18 protein-coding genes are annotated in these 16,998 nt (G+C 62.9%); 4 read left to right on the top strand and 14 right to left on the bottom strand.

Annotated features, from left to right (window positions below):
- The first annotated feature begins 45 nt into the window (after positions 1–45).
- Entirely contained in the window at positions 46–1,854 is a 1,809-nt protein-coding gene (locus E2F50_RS14310) for a hypothetical protein (RefSeq protein ID WP_133316837.1), read from the top strand.
- 242 nt (positions 1,855–2,096) lie between these two features.
- Positions 2,097–3,707: an exodeoxyribonuclease VII large subunit gene (xseA, locus tag E2F50_RS14305; RefSeq protein ID WP_133316836.1), complete on the top strand. Its 1,611-nt coding sequence runs from the start codon at positions 2,097–2,099 to the stop codon at positions 3,705–3,707.
- 67 nt (positions 3,708–3,774) lie between these two features.
- Here xseA and E2F50_RS14300 read toward each other — a convergent pair whose 3' ends face one another.
- The 5 genes from E2F50_RS14300 to E2F50_RS14280 all read right to left on the bottom strand — a co-directional run bounded on the left by E2F50_RS14300 (position 3,775) and on the right by E2F50_RS14280 (position 7,764).
- Positions 3,775–4,494: a ParA family protein gene (locus tag E2F50_RS14300; RefSeq protein ID WP_133316835.1), complete on the bottom strand. Its 720-nt coding sequence runs from the start codon at positions 4,492–4,494 to the stop codon at positions 3,775–3,777.
- 194 nt (positions 4,495–4,688) lie between these two features.
- Complete coding sequence (locus tag E2F50_RS14295) at positions 4,689–5,942, bottom strand: aminopeptidase (RefSeq protein ID WP_133316834.1); 1,254 nt, start codon at positions 5,940–5,942, stop codon at positions 4,689–4,691.
- 66 nt (positions 5,943–6,008) lie between these two features.
- Positions 6,009–6,911 (bottom strand): MBL fold metallo-hydrolase, encoded by a 903-nt coding sequence (locus tag E2F50_RS14290; RefSeq protein ID WP_133316833.1) that lies wholly within the window; start codon positions 6,909–6,911, stop codon positions 6,009–6,011.
- A gap of 9 nt (positions 6,912–6,920) precedes the next feature.
- Positions 6,921–7,394 carry a Cys-tRNA(Pro) deacylase gene (ybaK, locus tag E2F50_RS14285; RefSeq protein ID WP_133316832.1) on the bottom strand — a complete coding sequence of 158 codons (474 nt, stop codon included), beginning with the start codon at positions 7,392–7,394 and terminating at the stop codon, positions 6,921–6,923.
- A 22-nt stretch (positions 7,395–7,416) separates the two neighbouring features.
- On the bottom strand, positions 7,417–7,764 hold the full coding sequence (locus E2F50_RS14280; RefSeq protein ID WP_133316831.1) for an ArsC family reductase: 348 nt from the start codon (positions 7,762–7,764) through the stop codon (positions 7,417–7,419).
- Between the two features lie 185 nt (positions 7,765–7,949).
- Here E2F50_RS14280 and E2F50_RS23230 point away from each other — a divergent pair, with 185 nt between their 5' ends.
- Complete coding sequence (locus E2F50_RS23230) at positions 7,950–8,114, top strand: hypothetical protein (protein WP_202615459.1); 165 nt, start codon at positions 7,950–7,952, stop codon at positions 8,112–8,114.
- A 96-nt stretch (positions 8,115–8,210) separates the two neighbouring features.
- Here E2F50_RS23230 and E2F50_RS14275 read toward each other — a convergent pair whose 3' ends face one another.
- Positions 8,211–8,864, bottom strand: a complete 654-nt coding sequence (locus tag E2F50_RS14275; RefSeq protein ID WP_133316830.1) for a 2'-5' RNA ligase family protein — start codon at positions 8,862–8,864, stop codon at positions 8,211–8,213.
- Positions 8,865–9,035: 171 nt separating this feature from the next.
- On the opposite strand from E2F50_RS14275, the gene E2F50_RS14270 reads away from it, so the two are divergent.
- Positions 9,036–9,608 carry a methylated-DNA--[protein]-cysteine S-methyltransferase gene (locus E2F50_RS14270; RefSeq protein WP_133317116.1) on the top strand — a complete coding sequence of 191 codons (573 nt, stop codon included), beginning with the start codon at positions 9,036–9,038 and terminating at the stop codon, positions 9,606–9,608.
- 9 nt (positions 9,609–9,617) lie between these two features.
- On the opposite strand, the gene E2F50_RS14265 is transcribed toward E2F50_RS14270, so the two are convergent.
- From E2F50_RS14265 to E2F50_RS14230, 8 genes are all read right to left on the bottom strand, one after another.
- Complete coding sequence (locus tag E2F50_RS14265; protein WP_133316829.1) at positions 9,618–9,923, bottom strand: hypothetical protein; 306 nt, start codon at positions 9,921–9,923, stop codon at positions 9,618–9,620.
- Between the two features lie 26 nt (positions 9,924–9,949).
- A complete protein-coding gene (guaA, locus tag E2F50_RS14260) occupies positions 9,950–11,539 on the bottom strand; it encodes a glutamine-hydrolyzing GMP synthase (RefSeq protein WP_133316828.1) in 1,590 nt (529 codons plus the stop codon).
- 40 nt (positions 11,540–11,579) lie between these two features.
- Positions 11,580–12,218 (bottom strand): 5'-methylthioadenosine/S-adenosylhomocysteine nucleosidase, encoded by a 639-nt coding sequence (locus E2F50_RS14255; protein ID WP_133316827.1) that lies wholly within the window; start codon positions 12,216–12,218, stop codon positions 11,580–11,582.
- Positions 12,215–12,664, bottom strand: a complete 450-nt coding sequence (locus tag E2F50_RS14250; protein WP_133316826.1) for a PaaI family thioesterase — start codon at positions 12,662–12,664, stop codon at positions 12,215–12,217. Before E2F50_RS14250 ends, E2F50_RS14255 begins: the two co-directional genes overlap by 4 nt.
- A 65-nt stretch (positions 12,665–12,729) precedes the next feature.
- Positions 12,730–13,182 carry a TspO/MBR family protein gene (locus E2F50_RS14245; protein ID WP_133316825.1) on the bottom strand — a complete coding sequence of 151 codons (453 nt, stop codon included), beginning with the start codon at positions 13,180–13,182 and terminating at the stop codon, positions 12,730–12,732.
- A gap of 37 nt (positions 13,183–13,219) precedes the next feature.
- Positions 13,220–14,305, bottom strand: coding sequence for a DUF1513 domain-containing protein (locus tag E2F50_RS14240; RefSeq protein ID WP_133316824.1), 1,086 nt, complete (start codon positions 14,303–14,305; stop codon positions 13,220–13,222).
- 18 nt (positions 14,306–14,323) lie between these two features.
- Complete coding sequence (locus E2F50_RS14235; RefSeq protein WP_133316823.1) at positions 14,324–15,427, bottom strand: imelysin family protein; 1,104 nt, start codon at positions 15,425–15,427, stop codon at positions 14,324–14,326.
- Positions 15,427–16,965 (bottom strand): di-heme oxidoreductase family protein, encoded by a 1,539-nt coding sequence (locus tag E2F50_RS14230; RefSeq protein WP_133316822.1) that lies wholly within the window; start codon positions 16,963–16,965, stop codon positions 15,427–15,429. The genes E2F50_RS14235 and E2F50_RS14230 overlap by 1 nt, the downstream gene beginning before the upstream one ends.
- Positions 16,966–16,998: the final 33 nt, after the last annotated feature.

Here is a 16,998-nt window from a genome sequence, read left to right as displayed (position 1 = left end):
AAAACTGGAATTATTGGCGGACGGCATGGTGGATCGGAATTCGGGATGACGGCTGCCCATGAACATCCGCCCTGGTATGCAAGGCTTTTGCCGACCGTTGCCGCCTATTGGCTGGTGACGGCGCTGCTGGCTGTGGCGCTGTCTGTGCCCGGCGCGAAGGATCTGATCGGTCCCGACAATGACGACGCCATGCGGCTCGTGGAAGTGCGCGACCTGCTGGCCGGGCAAGGCTGGTTCGACCTGATGCAGTACCGCCTTGGCCTTGCCGGCGGCACATTGATGCACTGGTCGCGCCTGGTCGACCTGCCGATCGCCCTGCTGATCCGTTTCTTCGGCTTGTTCATGCGCCAGCCAGCGGCGGAAGGTGCGGCTGCCATCATCTGGCCGCTGATCACCTCCGGCCTGCTCCTGCTGCCCCTGGCGATCGCCGGCCGGCGCATCGGCGGCGTCCAGACCATGCATATCGCGCTGGGCCTGGGTGCCCTGTTCATATTTACCTGCGGCAAGTTCGATCCTGGCGCGATCGACCATCACAATGTCCAGCTGGCTCTCGCCATGTGGATCGTTGCCATGCTGGTGGATCCGGTCCGAAGAGCCGGAAGTTACCTGACAGCCGGTATCGCCTGCGCGCTCGCCATCGCCGTGGGTGCGGAAACCGTGCCGCTCGTTGCGGTCGCCTGCCTTTGCGTGGCCGTGCAATGGGCCTGGCAGGGCGCCAGATTTGCTGAGGCCGCTCGCGGCTTCGGCCTGTCGCTGACGCTGGCGATCACCGCAGCCTTCGTGTTGACCGTACCACCGCATGCCTATGCGGTCGTTACCTGCGACAATCTTTCCTTCGGCTTCTATTCGCTCTCGGCACTCGGCGGAGCCGGGCTGTTTCTGCTTGCAAGCTTCTCCGGCAAGGCGACGAGACCCGTCCGGCTGGCGCTGCTGGCTGCGGCCGGAGGACTGCTTCTGCTGGCCGCGCGGGTGATCGCGCCGCAATGCCTCGGCGATCCGCTGGGCAATCTCGATCCCATGCTCACCGAGCTTTGGCTGAACGGCGTATCGGAAGCACGGTCCGTGGTGGCCGAACTGAAGAACCGGCCGGAAACCGCTGGTGCCTTCTATGCGGTCGGCCTCTTTGCCATGGGCGTTTGCCTGTTCCGCATCCTGCAAAGGAAAGATCTGGAACTGCACCTGCTTCTTTTCGCGCTTATCGGCGCTGCCTGGGCGATCACGCTGATCCAGGTTCGCGGCGCCTTTCTGGCCAATCTGCTGAGCATCCTGCCGTTGTCGCTGCTGATCACCGATCTGCGGCGGGCGTCCCAGCTGGAGCCGAACAATGCCAGCGTGGCGCTTGCCTATATCCTCGGCGTCCTCGCCTCGGTGCCGGCGGTCTGGGGCGTGTCGGGCATTGTCCTGAAGGAAGGTTGGGGCGCGGTCACTCTTGAAGGCCTATCTGCCTCGGACACTGCGGAATCTGGAGAATGCGGCGGTCCGGCAACCATGCAGGTCCTGAACGGCTTGCCCCCCGGCGTCGTTTCGTCTCCGTCGAACAGCGGCGCCGACATTATCCGGTTCACGCCGCATCGTGCCATTTCCGCACCCTATCACCGCAATCAGGCCGGCATGCTGACCGAACTGCATATCGGCCTTGCCAATCCGAAGGAGGCCGAAGCCTTCATCCGCGGCGCCGGCGTCACCATTGTCACCTTCTGCAGCACGGATCCGCAGACGACGGCCCTGGTCCGGATAAAGCCGGACGGCTTGTATGCAGCGCTTCAGCGCAATGAGGTGCCCGATTATCTGCAGCCGGTCGGTGGGCCGGTGGAGGGCTTTCGGATCTTCCGCGTGCTGCCGGACCGCCCCTAACGAGGCGCCGGACGAGCAGGCTTCAGGCTATCGCTCAGCGACGAGATCGCCAGCAGTTCATCCGGCAACGCGCAGCCTTCGAATTCGGCCGTTTCGCCTATGCGCCGGCGTCTGGAGACGCGGCGGCCTTTTGCAAGGCTGCTGTTCCTCGAGCGCACCCGTACTTATATATGTCCTGGATTGTCTGCCTCACCGGAGAGCAGACTGATGAATTCCGGCCGTGAATGTTCTAGAAGGACAGGATGAACAGCCTGCTCGCCAATGATTCTCAGACGAACCTCACCGAGTTTTCCGTCTCGGAACTGTCCGGCTCGATCAAGCGGACGGTTGAGACTGCCTTCGATCATGTACGGGTTCGCGGCGAGATTTCCGGTTATCGCGGCCAGCATTCCTCCGGTCATGCCTATTTCTGCCTCAAGGATGATCGCGCCCGCATCGATGCGGTGATCTGGAAGGGCACGTTTCCGCGCATCAAGTTCCGCCCGGAAGAGGGCATGGAGGTGATCGCCACCGGCAAGGTCACCACTTTCCCCGGATCGTCAAAATATCAGATCGTCATCGAAAACCTAGAGCCTGCCGGCGCCGGCGCGCTGATGGCGCTGCTCGAGGAACGGCGGCGGCGGCTGGCGGCGGAAGGATTGTTCGACCAGAGCCGCAAGCACACCTTGCCTTTCCTGCCGCAGGTGATCGGCGTTGTGACCTCGCCGACCGGCGCCGTTATCCGCGACATCCTGCATCGCATCTCGGACCGCTTCCCGGTGCATGTCCTGGTCTGGCCGGTCAAGGTGCAGGGCGAGGGTTCGGGCGACGAGGTCGCTTCTGCCATTCGCGGCTTCAACGCGATGGGCCCGGGCGGACCCATCAAGCGGCCCGACGTGCTGATCGTCGCGCGCGGCGGCGGCAGCCTTGAAGATCTCTGGGGCTTCAACGACGAGGCGGTGGTGCGCGCCGCCGCCGACAGTCAAATTCCGCTGATCTCCGCTGTCGGGCATGAGACCGACTGGACGCTGATCGATCATGCGGCGGATGTGCGCGCGCCGACGCCGACCGGTGCGGCGGAGATGGCGGTGCCGGTCAAGGCCGAACTCGACGCGCAGCTCGCCAATCTGACGGCGAGATTGCGCGGTTGCGCCAGCCGGCAAATGGATCGCCACCGGCAGGAAGTGCGCGCCCTGGTGCGAGCTCTGCCATCGCTCGATCAGCTTCTGGCTCTGCCGCGTCGTAGGTTCGATGAGGCGGCAGCAGGTCTTGGACGTGGCCTTGAACGCACCACTGTCGTCAAGCGCCGCAGCTTCGAGCGGGCTGCCGGCGGCCTCAGGCTGGAACTTCTAAGCAACCGGCTGGCGCAGCAGCGGCAAATGCTGGCCGACCGGATCATGCGCGGCGAGCGCTGCCTGGAACGGCACATGCTGAAGGAGCATAATCGCCTTGGCAAGGCGGCAGCCTCGCTCGCCGCCCTTCCGGCGCGGCTGCTCGGACAGCTGCAGCGCGAGCGTCAGCATCTGACCTCGCTCGGCCGGCACGCGGATACGGCAATCACCCATCGGCTTGGGCGCAGCCGCTCTGCCGTCACGGCGCAGGACCGCGTGCTGCAATCGCTGTCCTACAAGAACGTGTTGAAACGCGGATTTGCCGTGGTGCGGGGTGAGGATGACCATCCCGTAACCCGCGCCGCCGAGCTTGGACCCGGACGGGCAGTATCGCTGGAATTTGCCGACGGACGGATTGCGGCCATGACGGGCGGTGCGGTGGAGACGGCGGAGCGGCCAGGGGTTGCGCCGCAGCCGGCAAAGAAGCGCGTTCTCAAGCCGGAGGCAATGGAAGCGGCGCCGAAACAGGGCAGCCTTTTCTAGGGGAGTTCCTCAAGCAAAGATTTGAAAGGAAAAGGGCATGCGGGCGCACGCCCTTTTTCATGCCGTATCAGGCGGCGCGCTTCGTCACCGCCTTGCGCGGTGCAGCTGCCTTCGGGCGAGCGAGCTTGAGCGGCACGAGGGAGAGGATTTCCTCCGCCAGCGCCCGCGCATTGTCGCGTGCCCGGTCAAGATTGCTGACCGCTTCCGGCTTCATGCCGCTCAGCATGGTGCCGGCGTCGAACATGTCACGGAAGGCGGCCCGTTCAACCAAGGGCGTATCCAGCACATGCACATGCTGGCGCGCCAGCATGGCCTTGACGGCCTGCAGGGCGCGGGTAGTGATGATCGAGTTGACGCGGGTCAGCGCAACCGAATGGGCGATCTTGATGCCCGATACCTCGGACAGCTGCTTGAGGATATCAAGCACCTGGGCACCTCCAGCGGCATCCAGCGCACAGCCCTGGACCGGCACGAAGACGTGGCTCGACAGGCCGAGACCCTTGGCGAGCAATGGCGTCAGGCCGCCCGGCAGATCGAGCAGGATATAGTCGGCCTGCTTGCCGAGGTCCTTGATCGTCTGCTCGACATTGTCGGCCGTGATATCGGAAACGATCGACAGGCTTGGAAGCTCGGCGGTCCGTGTCATCCAGCGAGAAACCCACTGCTGCGGGTCGGCATCCAGCAGGGCCACTTTGTGCCCGCGGCGAGCCAGTTCTCCTGCAACGACAAGCGCCATGGTAGTCTTACCAGCGCCGCCCTTGGTATTTGCGAATGTAATGACAGGCATAATTTCTCCGGTTCGGTTATCCATCACGGAGAGAAGCCATGCGTTGGGCTGGTCTTGTCTGCTTCGAGCGTGATGATGACGCGATGCTTGACCAGTAAGCTTGTGCGGCGCTTGCTGCGGCAGCGAAGAAGGTTAGATTTTCCTAAAATAAACGTCGCGGCGGCAGATGTCGGTCGCATCTGCCGCCGGATCACTCAGGCCCATTCGCCCTTGCGCATGACCGGAACCTTGGTGCCGTCGGCGCCGATGCCGTCGATATCGACCTGATCGGAGCCGATCATCCAGTCGATATGGATGAGGCTGGAATTGCCGCCCTGCGCCTTGATCTGCTCCTGGCTGAGGGATGCGCCGCCGAGGAAGCATTTCGAATAGCACTGGCCGAGCGCGATATGGCAGGACGCGTTCTCGTCGAACAGGGTGTTGTAGAAGAGGATGCCGCTCGCGGAAATCGGCGAGGAATGCGGGACGAGCGCCACTTCGCCCAGACGTCGTGCGCCTTTGTCCGTGTCCAGCACCTTGTTGAGCACTTCTTCGCCGCGCGAAGCCTTGGCCTCGACGATGCGGCCCCCTTCGAACCTGACCTGGATATTGTCGATCAGCGTGCCCTGGTGGGACAGCGGCTTGGTGCTCGACACATAACCCTCGACCTTCAGGGCATGCGGCGTCGTGAAGACTTCCTCGGTCGGGATATTGGGATTGCAGGTAATGCCGTTCTTGGCTGTCGAGGCGCCGCCATGCCATTCGTGGCCGTCGGCCAGGCCGACGGTGAGATCGGTTCCGGGCCCGGTGAAATGCAGTGCGGAGAAGCGTTCGCCGTTCAGCCAGCTGGAGCGCTTCTTGAGATTGCCATTGTGCTCCGCCCAGGCGGCGACCGGATCGGCCACATCGACGCGCGACGCTGCAAAGATCGCGTCCGCCAGCTTGCGCACGGCGACCTCTTCCGGCACGTCCGGAAAGACCTGCCGTGCCCAGGCAGGGTTAGGATAAGAGACGATGTTCCAGTTGATGTCGAAATTGGCGATCTTTTCCAGCGCCGGCTTGTAGGCCATGGAATTCGCCTTGTTGGCCCGGGCGACCTTGGCGGGATCCTGTTCCGCCAGCATCATCGGATTGTCGCCGGAAACCGCCAGACGGGCGGCGCCGTTGGCATAGGCCTTGGCCATTCCCTCGTAAAGCCAGTCGGACGCCTTGTCGAAGCTGGCATCCGGTGCGTGTTGGTAGCGGGCCAGAGTGGTTTCCTCATCGGCGTAGAAGGCTGAGACGATACCCGCACCGGCCATATAGGCATGCTTGGTGATGAATCGCACCAGAGGCACGGCGGCAAGCGGCGCAGTGATGACGAGATCCTGGCCTTTTTCGAGCCCAAGCCCCACCCTGACGGCGACTTCGCCCAGCTTTTCAAGCTTTTCGAGATCGATGGCGGTCTGGAAATTCGGCACGATTGTCATGGGAACCTCTGCTTTCTGAATGGACTGCGAATCTAGGCCTCTTGGGCGCGAATGGAAGCGTTCTTGTCAGCTGTCGCGGGACAGTATGGGCATGACGTCCTTCACGGCAGCGATATTGCTCCGATGCACCGCCTCGTAGGGCACAAAGTAAAGGACGGCGCCTGAAGCAATCTCAGGCGCAACGAAGCGCTCGAGCGAGGAATCGACGTCTTCCTCCATGGCGAGCGCGTTTCGGAGACGCTGCAGGTAAGACTGGTTGGCGTGAATGAGCGTTGGGCTGTAGCCGCCGGCGGCGATGCGGGCGTGATCGCCATGTGCGGGCAGGATCTTGGCGATAGGAAAGGTTTTCATCCGCTCCAGTTCACGGACATGGGTGCCGATCTCCAAGGCCTCCGAAATAAAAGTGACAGTGTCTTCCAGCGTATCGCCGGCCAGAAGCAGGCCTTGCTCCGGCAAGAAGACGACATTGCCATCGGCGCTGTGGATGGCGAAATGATGCAGTTCCACCCGCCGCCTGCCGATGGTGAGGTGCAGGCTGTCTTCGAACGTCGCGTTCGGCATGACCAGCGGAGAGATCGGCGGATCGGCTTGCTCGATCTTCTGGCGGTTCTGCAGCAACCGTTCCGCGGTGAGCTTGAGCGACAGGATCTCGCAATCGGCAAAGGCGCCATTTCCGGCGACATGGTCCTTGTGCCAATGGCTGAGAACAACGCGGATATGCTGAACTCCAAGGCTCTCTAGATGCGCGCGGATGGCCTTGGCATGCTCGAGCGAAATATGCGTGTCGTAGACCAGCGCTTCAGTGCCGTCCACGATCGCGTAGGAGGCGACGCCCAGCGCATAAGCGCCGTCATCCAGCCAGTTGTCGGCGCTGGAATGCAGCCGCTTACCGTGAATGCGGCCGTCGTAATAGGCGAAAACAGCCGGATGCGGCTCAAGGATGCGGAGCGTTTCGGTTGTCGTTGGCATGGGCGTCCTTCAGGCAATAAGCGGTGCAGCGACGGCTTCCAGCGCATCGCGGGCGGCCTTGGGGTCGAGCTTCATCTGCAGGCCGCGCTGCCCGCCATTGATGAAGACATGCGGCTCGTCGAGCGCCAGGATCTCGATCGCCGTCGGCACCTGCTTTTTCTGGCCGAAGGGGCTGATGCCGCCGACATGGTAGCCGGTCGCCCTTTCCGCATCGGCAGGCTTCATCATGCTGGCCGTCTTGCCGCCAAAGGCCGCAGCGAGTTTTTTCATCGAGACTTCCCGGTCCGACGGCACCACGACGCAGACGGGCTTGCCGTCAACTTCCGCCATCAATGTTTTCAGCACGCGTCGCGGCTCTTCTCCGATCGCCTCTGCCGCCTGCAATCCGATCCGGTCGGCATTGGGATCATAGTCATAGGTGACGGTGGTAAAGCTCACGGCGGCCTTCTGCAGCGCCTGGGTCGCTCGTGTGGTCTTCGACATTGTGTTCGTCCCGCGCTTCGGTTCAGGAAAAGGTCTGCGCGTAAACGTCCGGCTGGAAGCCGACAAGCAGCTTTTCGTCGATCTCCAGCACCGGCCGCTTGATCATCGAGGGCTGGGCCAGCATCAGGGCGATCGCCTTTTTCTGGTCGAGATCCTGCTTGTCCGCCTCGTCCAGCTTCTTGAACGTCGTGCCGGCGCGGTTGAGCACAGTCTCCCATCCGGCAAGCGCCGTCCAACGCTCCAGATGGCTGGGGTCGATGCCGTCTGCCTTGTAGTCGTGGAAACTGTAGGCGAGGCCCTTATTGTCCAGCCAGGCGCGGGCCTTTTTCATCGTGTCGCAGTTCTTGATGCCGTAGATGGTGATTGTCATGCTTGTCTCTCGTGCTTTGAGGGCATGGATACCAAGGGCAGCCGGCGCTCCGCAAGCACCCTGCGAAAGCTCAACGCGGGGAAGGTCGCCGGCATGTCATGGTTGCATGCCTCCCCTGTTTCCTTGTGCATTGCGAAAACGGCTGTCCAGCCTCATATTTTAGCAAGACGAAAAGGAGAGATGACATGTCCGTACAAAACAACACCCGCCGTAGCCGCTTCAGCCGTGCTCTGGCCGTTTTTGGCGCCGCGATCTCGGTTTCGGCAGCTGTTGAAGGCGGTCGCCGCCCGAAGAACACCGATCTGCGTGCTCTCGGCATCGACCCGCAGTCCTTCGACCGGCTCGGCTGATACCGGCTCAAACCAGAGGAGAGGTGACCTCCGTCACCTCTGGCGCCTATGGTTGCAAACGTCTACCCGCTTCTCGGCCGATAGAGTCGTCAAGCGCTAAACCGCCATCCTCAACTGTTCTGCTGGCGCTGCATAAGGCGGCGCCTTGGGATCAAGGCTCCAACGCCCGATTTCCTCTTGCCGCGCCTCCTCGTGATGGCTGAAGACGAGAGTGAATTCTCCGGCGATCCAGGCATAATTCCGCTCGATGCTCATCGGATCGCCCGTGCCGCTGTCATGGATGACCGTGACATGCGGCGTCGGCTGTTTCTCGACCAGGCCCGGCAGATTGTGATGGCGCAGGCTGCGGCCGAGAATTTCTCCGAACTGAACGATCCGCTGATTGCCCTTGGCCGGGTAAAGCGCCAACTGCCGTTTGCCACCCAAAAAACCGCTGCTGTCGAGCGTGATGGGAATAGGCCTGGCCTCAATACTGGCGGCCGCCGCCTTTGCCCGTGCAATAATCGCCTTGGGTGGCGCATCGAACCGGCCGAGACTTAGCAGCGACAGGTGGAGGAGATGCGCCGGACAGGCCGATCCTGCCGCCTGATCTTGCCCATGACGCTCCGCTTCCTGATGCATGCGCAGCCTCAAGTCCTTTGGCGGCCTCAACACGAACATCAAGGTACTTGCCGAGCGGCTGGAACCGCCGCGCTGCGCCGGCCAATCATCGCTGCCGGATAGCAAAAGCTGGCCACGATTTGCCTGCATCTGCCGCCTGCTGCCCACCTGAAACCCCGCCACTTGAATCGTCTGAAGAATACTCCCGTGCCGCCGTGCTGTAAAGAACATATAATGAACACGTCTATTCTCTGAATAGAGACAGGCGGTCGAGAAACGGGTTGAATTGCCGGTGAGCAAGGACGATGCTGCGACCAGATGATGGAGGATTTTCCGGTGGCGGCGCATGTTTATCAGCTCTTTCAAACGGCATCCGGCTTTTGCGGCATGGCCTGGACCGGCGATGGCATTGCCCGTTTCCAGCTGCCGACCTCTGATGCGGTTGAAACCGAACGTCTGCTGCTTCGCCGCCTGCCGCAGGCCGAGCCGGGCAGCCCGCCTGTGCATGTGGCGGAGGCGATCGCGGCAGTGAAACGCTATTTTGCCGGAGAGACAGTGGACTTTTCAGCCATCAAGCTCGACCTCAGCGGCCAGAGCGATTTCCTGAAGAGCATTTATGCAGCCACCCGCGGCGTTGGCTGGGGCAAGACGACGACCTATGGAGCCCTAGCGAGGGAGCTTGGAGCCGGACCCGCGGCCGCCCGCCACATCGGCCAGGCAATGGCCGGGAACCCGGTGGCGCTAATCATTCCCTGTCATCGAGTGCTGGCAGCCGGCGGCAAGCTCGGCGGGTTTTCGGCGCCCGGCGGCTCGACATCGAAGCTGCGAATGCTGGAGCTCGAAGGCGTCCGGCTGGCACCCGGCGATCCGGCGCAGCAATCGCTCGCCTTTTGAGGATCATGCTCAGAGCCGGCTGATCGGCCATGCGCGGATAACGATTTCGTCCTGGCGGAACAGGCTTTCGAGTTCCGCTCGGTAGCCGGCCCACCATGCGCGGTCGAGCTCTTCGATCATGACCTCAGCGGTAACGATCGTGTCACGGGCAACCTCGCCTTCGCTGATCCACAGGCCCTCGGCAGGCGCCGTGCGGTGGAAGGTCATGCCGCCAAACAGGTGGGTCAGTTGATCGCGGATAGCGGCATAGTGTTCGGGCGGAAAGGCTTTACCCGACTTGTCGGAGACCGGCAGCAGGATCTGGACCAGATGCATTGGTTCTCCTGCCGGCATTCAGCCCGTTATTCCCACTCGATCGTGCCGGGCGGCTTCGACGTGACGTCGTAGACGACGCGGTTGATGCCGCGCACTTCGTTGATGATGCGGGTAGCGGTGCGGCCGAGGAAATTCATGTCATAGGGGTAGAAATCGGCGGTCATGCCGTCGACCGAGGTCACGGCCCGCAGGGCGCAGACGAAATCATAGGTGCGGTAATCGCCCATGACGCCGACGGTCTGCACCGGCAGGAGCACGGCAAAGGCCTGCCAGATCGTGTCGTAGAGGCCGGCCTTACGGATCTCCTCGAGATAAATGGCATCCGCCTTGCGCAGGATGTCGAGCTTTTCGCGGGTGACGACACCGGGGCAGCGGATCGCCAAGCCGGGGCCCGGGAAGGGATGGCGGCCGATGAAGCTTTCCGGCAGCCCGAGTTCGCGGCCAAGCGCGCGCACTTCGTCCTTGAACAGCTCGCGCAGCGGCTCGACGAGCTGCATGTTCATGCGTTCTGGCAGGCCGCCGACATTGTGGTGGCTCTTGATGGTGACGGAAGGGCCGCCGGAGAAGGAGACGCTTTCGATAACGTCCGGATAAAGCGTGCCCTGGGCGAGGAAGGCTGGCGCTCCCTTGCCGTCTTCGGCGATCTTCGACGCTTCCGCATCGAAGACCTCGATGAACAGGCGGCCAATCGTCTTGCGCTTGACCTCCGGGTCGGAAACGCCGGCAAGTTCGGTGAGGAAGAGGTCGGACGCGTCCACGTGCACGAGAGGGATGTTGTAGGCGTCGCGGAACATGCCGACGACCTGCTCGGTCTCGCCCTGGCGCATCAGGCCGTGATCGACATAGATGCAGGTCAACTGATCGCCGATCGCTTCATGAATGAGAACGGCCGCAACGGATGAATCCACGCCGCCGGAAAGGCCGCAGATGACGCGCTTGTCGCCCACCTGTTCGCGGATCTTGCGGATCATTTCGGCGCGGTAGGCAGCCATGGTCCAGTCGGACTTCAGGCCGACGATCCGGTGCACGAAGTTGGAAAGCAGCTTGGCGCCGTCCGGCGTGTGCATCACTTCCGGATGGAACATGGTCGTGTAGTAACGCCGCTCCTCATTCACCGCGATGGCGAAGGGGGCATTTTCGGACGTGCCGACGACTTCAAATCCCTCCGGCAACTGCGTGACGCGGTCGCCATGGCTCATCCAAACCGGATAGCGTCCGCCGACTTCCCAGAAGCCCTCGAACAGGGGGCTAGGCGCCTTGATCTCGACATCGGCGCGGCCAAATTCGGCGGCATGGTCGCCCTCGACGACGCCGCCGAGCTGGGTTGCCAGCGTCTGCTGGCCGTAGCATATGCCGAGAATGGGAACGCCGCTGTCGAAAACGGCCTGCGGCGCACGCGGGCTGCCTTCGGTCGTGACAGAGGCGGGGCCGCCGGAGAAGATGACGCCCTTCGGCTGCAGTTTCTCGAATGCGGCTGCGGCGTTCTGAAAAGGATGGATCTCGCAGTAGACGCCGGCTTCGCGAACGCGCCGGGCGATCAGCTGCGTCACCTGGCTGCCGAAATCGATGATGAGAATGCTGTCGGGATGAGGTACCGAGGGCGTTGTCTGGGTCATGGCGAGCCTTTAAAGAAAACTTGGCTTTTGTGCAACTGCGTCAGAGCGCCAAATCTCCGCTTTCCAGTGCCTCCGTCAGCCGGTCAACGGCCGCTGCCAGCTTGACGTCGATGACATGCAGATATTCCGTCCAATTGCCGACATGCTTCAGCTCTTCCTTTCCGTCGGAAATGCCGCGCAAGCCGATCAGCGGCAGGCCGAACAGCTGGCAGCAGCGCATGACCGCAAAGGTCTCCATGTCGACCATGTCTGCGGCAAGAACGTCATAGGCAGCGCCTGAAACAATGTTGCCGCCGGTTGACAGCGAGGCTTCGGGAACGCCCGGGATGCGGTGCGGCAGGGGCATGACGGCCGGGTTATCGAGAAACGGCGTGCGGCCCTTCTCGAAACCGAGCGGCGAGGCATCCATGTCCCGATAGGCGACGGAGGAGACCTGGTAGACTTCCGTCTGCTCGAGCGTGCGCGAACCGGCCGATCCAAGCGAAATGACGAGGCCCGGGCGGGTGCCTTCGATCTGCAGCTTGGTAAGCGTATGGCTGAGCACGACGGCCGCTTCGACGGGGCCGACGCCGGTCATCAGCGGCTCAATGCGCGCCTTCAGCGCCGGACCGTATTCCGCATCCACCGCCATGACGAAAAGAATGGACGTGCCGTTGGCCTGCTTGAGGGTGAAGTTCATCCGACCACGTCCTGCCTGCCGCGAATGATCATCATCGTGCTGGTCATCGAGGCAATCAGCTTTGCCGGGCCATCTCCGATCGCATAGCCGCGCCCGTCGGCAACGATGATCGTCGAGCCCGGCTTGGTGATCTCTCCGCGAAACAGGAAACGCTCGCCGCGTCCGGGCGACATCAGGTTGACCTTGAATTCGATGGTCAGCACCGAAACGTCGGGCGCGATGGTCGTATAGGCGGCATAGGTGCAGGCTGTTTCAAGCGCGGCGGAAATGACGCCCGCATGCAGGAAGCCATGCTGCTGCGTCAGCTTGGGATCGAAGGGAAGTTCAATCTCCACCGTCGCCGGCTCCACCCGCACGAGCTCGGCACACAGCAGCCCCATGGCGCCCTGGCGCTCGAAACTCTGTCTGACGCGCGCCTGGAAATCGCCTGTATCGGTTATGTCCATCATGCTCCCCTGTTTTGACAGGGAAGGTGACATGGACCACAGGGCGCCGCAAGCCGTGGCGATGGCTAGTTCAGGACAACGATCGACAGGTTCAGCAGCGTCGCGAAAGCCACCCACAGCGCGTAGGGCACGAACAGCCACGCGGCGATGCGATCGACCGGCCAGCTCATGCGGATGAAAGCGAGAATGGCGATCAGCAAGGGCAGGATGACGACCAGGCCGAGAAGCGGGCTCTGCAGGCCGAAGAAGGCGGGCGACCACAGGAAGTTCAAGCCCATCTGCACGAACCAGATCTTCATGCGGATTGAATAACGGCCGTCAAGCCATGTCCGCGCGCCGGCAATACCGATCAAGATGTAGAGCGTGGTCCAGGCCGGGCCGAACAGCCAGTTGGGCGGATTGAAGAAAGGCTTTTGCAGCGACTGATACCATTCGCCGGGAATATTGAGGAGGCCGACCAGAGAGCCGAGCGCGACGACGGCGATCATGAAGACGATGTGTGTAATGGTTCTGTTCATGCTGCGGCAGATAGGGCGGTAGCGACAGCCGGCCAGATCAGCCAATCCGGACGATGTGCTGGTCCCAGGCCACGAGGCTGCGGGTTTCGTTGAACGTCCCGTCATAGGAGGAGACGGCAATGCCGCCAGGAGCGGGGGCAACGCCTGCGGCATCACGGATCGTCTCCTGCCGCAGCACGGTGCCGGTCCTGGCGTCGAGCGTAACGACCGCGCCACTGACCGGCGAGGTGAGCCCCACCAGGCCGTCGCGGCGGTTGACCGCGATGGCACCAACATAATTGCCGAGCAGCGCCGTGGTCTCCTCCGACAGCGAAACGAAGGACAAGTCTTCGTCCTTTGCAAACCAGCCGGCCAGCGGCGGCCGGGCATTGCGCGCGCCTTCCCACTGGCAGGCAAACCAGACGCGGCCATTGTTGCCGATGTCGACATGGCGCGTGGACAACTGGTTGAGCGAGGAGGGGAGCCCATGCCGCTGGATCAGCGCCCCGGTCTTCGCATCAAGCAGCACCAGCGACGGCTCCATGCGGTCGAGATTGAGCTTGGTGCGGCCGAAATCCGGATGCGTCTCAATGCCGCCATTGGCGATCACCAGGAGCTTGCCGTCCTCGGAAACCGTCATGTCGTGGGTGCCGATACCATGCGCGTCGAACTCGCCGATGCGCCTGAACCCGTCGCCGGCGTCATAGATGCCGATCATGCCGCGATTGCCGTCGAAATCGTTTTCGCTGGCATAGAGCAGCCGGCCGTCCGGCGAAAAATGCCCGTGCCCGTAGAAGTGGCGCCCCTCGGGCGAGGTGATCATGACCGGCTCCGCCTTGAGGCGAGGATCGAAGATCATTGCGAAGGTGCCCGGGCGTCGGGCAAAGGCGGCGAGACGGCCGGTGGCGGCGCTAAAAGCCATGCCATGGGACCGGGCCGGCAAAGGAGAGCGGTCGATGATCTCCCCACGCTCGGACACGGTGGCAATGCCGAAGGAACCGTCGGGGGCCCGGTAGCCGGAGGCATAAACGGCTTGGGCCCTTTCCAGGGCCATCAGCGCGTGCGGCGAGAGCGCGGCAGTGAACGCGATCCCGGCAGCTTTCAGGAAGCCGCGCCGGTCGATGGTTTCGCCGCGCCATGTCATCGGGCAAGCACCATGGGCTCAGTCGCCGTCGGCAAAGGAAAAGCCGGAACTCAGGCCGATGGCGCCGCCATAACCGTCGTTCAGCTTGGCGATGACATCCTTGCCGTCAGCCAGCAGCGTATCGAGCTTCTTGCGCTCGCCCGTATCCTCGACCGCCTTTTCGAGATCGGGCGTGATCCTCGCGGAAAGCTCGATCATCGACTTGAGCTTGGCATGGGTGGCCGCAACAACAGGACGGTCATTTTCCTGCAGCAGTTCGACCATGCCGGATGTTTCCAGCAGCGCCGACAGGCCTTCGAGGTTCGCCTTGACGCTCGGCCAGGTGTTCTGCGAGCGCCAGAACAGCGCCTGCTTGGGAAACTTCGCCTTGTCCGGACCCTTGTAGAAGCTCTCGATGCGCTGGTCGCGCACCGCTTCGGCACCATGCACAAGGATGCCGAGCAGTGCCGTGATCGCCTCGCCACCGGTTCGGAACGCTAGATTGTCGGAGCCCGGCTGCTCCCAGGTCTTCTGGATGCCGTCCGGCGCATCCCAGATGGCGGCGACGTCCCTGGCAACATTGGCGACATTGCCGGCAATCGCTGCGCCATAACGGCATCGGAAGCCGCCTGCTTCGTTCAGCAGTTCGTCGGAGCCGGTGCCGGCAAGCACATATTCCAGTGCTCCCAGCCCCTGCATGGCGACGCTTTTAGTGCCGAGCGTTGAGGCGTCCGTAACGCTTTCATCTGCCTTGACGAGGGCGCCCTGAACCTGTTTCAGGCCGGTGCTCTTGCGGTCGGGATAAAAGAGGATGCGCTCGAAGCGGTTCTGCTCGATGATCGGCCCGACCCGGACGATCTCGATGCGGGCCCAGCTTGTGGCGAGATCCCAAAACGCTGTCCGCGCCGCCTCGTAGCCGTCTTTCGACGGAGCCTTGCAGAGCGCGTTCATGGCGCCGGTCATCCGTTCGGCCGACTGCTGGAAGGCATCATAGCCGGGGCGAATGAAGCCGTCGACCGCCGCCGCCATCACCTTCGTGACCGCCGCTTGCGGAAGATCGACGGAAGGAGCGGGCGCGGCCTCCTGCGCAAACACCGTGCTTGGCAGAAGCGCGATCACCCCGGCGACGATAAGGTGGCGCATCAAAGGGACTCCAGGAATTTGAGAAGGGCATTGCGGTCGTCTTTGGCGAGCGAGGCGAAGGCGTCGCGTGCCTTCTGCGCCTCGCCGCCATGCCAGAGCACGGCCTCGGTCAGATTGCGGGCACGCCCGTCATGCAGAAGGAAACTATGGCCGTTGACGGTTCTGGTCAGACCCAGGCCCCAGAGCGGCTGCGTGCGCCACTCGTTTCCGTCCGCCATGCCGACCTGCTGGCCGTCGGCCAGGCCGTCGCCCATGTCGTGCAGAAGGAAATCGGAATAGGGCCAGATCAGCTGGAAGGCTTGCGCCTTGTTGCCGGCATCGCGGCTGGTCACGAATTTCGGCATATGGCAGGCCGTGCAGCCGGAGCGGTAGAAGAGCTCCTTGCCCTTCAAAACCGTCTTGTCCGCCACGTCACGGCGCGCCGGCACGGCGAGGTTTTCGGAATAGAAGGTGACGAGGTCGAGCACCGGCGCCGGCGCTTCGACCGGACCGAGCCGAGCCTGCACGCCGGTCGGCATGGCCAGACAATCGGCTTGCGCCTTGGTGCAATCGCCATGATCGAAGGGGTCGTCGGGAGTTGAGATGCCGAGATCGCCGGCAAAGGCCGTCGAGGTCTGGTCGCGGATCGTGGCATTCTGAGCCTTGAAGCCGAAGCGGCCGATCTTCAGTTCGCCGCTCTTGTGGTCGCGCACCAGGGCCGCCTTGCCGGAAATGCCGTCTCCATCCTTGTCGTCGGGATCCGCCTTGGCCAGAAGGTCTGATTCGTGGATCGCCTGGATCAGTCCCATGCCGATCATCGGCGGCGCAACGCGGGGGGACAGTGTGACATCGCCTTCCAGAGGCCCGAAGCCGAGGTCGCCAACCGAATAGCTCGGCTTGCGCAAATGAACGACCTCGCCGCCGGCCAGCGTGACCGGAATTTCCTCGTAGGAAATTTGCATTTGCCCTTCGGACTTGAGGCCCGGCACAGCAAGATCCTGCAACTGCTCGCCGTAGACCGCATCCGGGAAATTGAGCTTCTGGTAGTCGGCGACCTGGCTGCGCTCCGCTTCGGTGCGGGCCGGGCGGCCGAGCCGCAGGAACATCGAGGTGGCGTCAGCCGTGCCTTCCGGCGGATGACCGCGACCGTCCTTCAAATGGCAGCTCTGGCAGGCACGGGCATTGAACAGCGGCCCCAGGCCATCGGACGCCTGTGTCGAAGACGGCGCCGAGACCCACAGCTTGGTGAACAGCGCATTGCCGAGCTTGAAGCTTTCTTCCTCGGCGAAGGTGATGTTGGCAGAGAAACGCGAAAAGGCATCGCCGTTGACCTCGGCGCGGCTGGTGCCGGCACCTGCTGCCATGGTTTCGAACTGTTCGGGCTTGGAAAAATCGCCGGTCGGCCGGGTCACGCCTGCGACCCGCTTCTGATCCTTGGCGTCAAGATCCGTTCGCGCCAGCGGAAACACAGGATTGCCGCCCGTGGCGATCAGCGGCACGAGGCAGAGCGCGCCCGACAGGACCGGCAGCAGCATCAGAAAGGATCGAGGCGTTGTCATGGGTCATCGGGCCGCAACTGACTAGGTCGCGGC

It is taken from the genome of Rhizobium deserti, assembly GCF_004358025.1.
Classification (GTDB): domain Bacteria; phylum Pseudomonadota; class Alphaproteobacteria; order Rhizobiales; family Rhizobiaceae; genus Neorhizobium; species Neorhizobium deserti.
This window is presented reverse-complemented; position numbering and strand designations above follow the sequence as displayed.

Bases quoted from the DNA above. Each gene is read 5' to 3' on its own strand.
- E2F50_RS14290 (WP_133316833.1), bottom strand. From the start codon at position 6,911: ATGCCAACGACAACCGAAACGCTCCGCATCCTTGAGCCGCATCCGGCT.
- E2F50_RS14250 (WP_133316826.1), bottom strand. From the start codon at position 12,664: ATGGACATAACCGATACAGGCGATTTCCAGGCGCGCGTCAGACAGAGT.
- E2F50_RS14310 (WP_133316837.1), top strand. From the start codon at position 46: ATGACGGCTGCCCATGAACATCCGCCCTGGTATGCAAGGCTTTTGCCG.
- E2F50_RS14280 (WP_133316831.1), bottom strand. From the start codon at position 7,764: ATGACAATCACCATCTACGGCATCAAGAACTGCGACACGATGAAAAAG.
- E2F50_RS14235 (WP_133316823.1), bottom strand. From the start codon at position 15,427: ATGCGCCACCTTATCGTCGCCGGGGTGATCGCGCTTCTGCCAAGCACG.
- E2F50_RS14240 (WP_133316824.1), bottom strand. From the start codon at position 14,305: ATGACATGGCGCGGCGAAACCATCGACCGGCGCGGCTTCCTGAAAGCT.
- ybaK (WP_133316832.1), bottom strand. From the start codon at position 7,394: ATGTCGAAGACCACACGAGCGACCCAGGCGCTGCAGAAGGCCGCCGTG.
- E2F50_RS14300 (WP_133316835.1), bottom strand. From the start codon at position 4,494: ATGCCTGTCATTACATTCGCAAATACCAAGGGCGGCGCTGGTAAGACT.
- guaA (WP_133316828.1), bottom strand. From the start codon at position 11,539: ATGACCCAGACAACGCCCTCGGTACCTCATCCCGACAGCATTCTCATC.
- xseA (WP_133316836.1), top strand. From the start codon at position 2,097: ATGAACAGCCTGCTCGCCAATGATTCTCAGACGAACCTCACCGAGTTT.
- E2F50_RS23230 (WP_202615459.1), top strand. From the start codon at position 7,950: ATGTCCGTACAAAACAACACCCGCCGTAGCCGCTTCAGCCGTGCTCTG.
- E2F50_RS14295 (WP_133316834.1), bottom strand. From the start codon at position 5,942: ATGACAATCGTGCCGAATTTCCAGACCGCCATCGATCTCGAAAAGCTT.
- E2F50_RS14245 (WP_133316825.1), bottom strand. From the start codon at position 13,182: ATGAACAGAACCATTACACACATCGTCTTCATGATCGCCGTCGTCGCG.
- E2F50_RS14230 (WP_133316822.1), bottom strand. From the start codon at position 16,965: ATGACAACGCCTCGATCCTTTCTGATGCTGCTGCCGGTCCTGTCGGGC.
- E2F50_RS14265 (WP_133316829.1), bottom strand. From the start codon at position 9,923: ATGCATCTGGTCCAGATCCTGCTGCCGGTCTCCGACAAGTCGGGTAAA.
- E2F50_RS14270 (WP_133317116.1), top strand. From the start codon at position 9,036: ATGGAGGATTTTCCGGTGGCGGCGCATGTTTATCAGCTCTTTCAAACG.
- E2F50_RS14275 (WP_133316830.1), bottom strand. From the start codon at position 8,864: ATGCAGGCAAATCGTGGCCAGCTTTTGCTATCCGGCAGCGATGATTGG.
- E2F50_RS14255 (WP_133316827.1), bottom strand. From the start codon at position 12,218: ATGAACTTCACCCTCAAGCAGGCCAACGGCACGTCCATTCTTTTCGTC.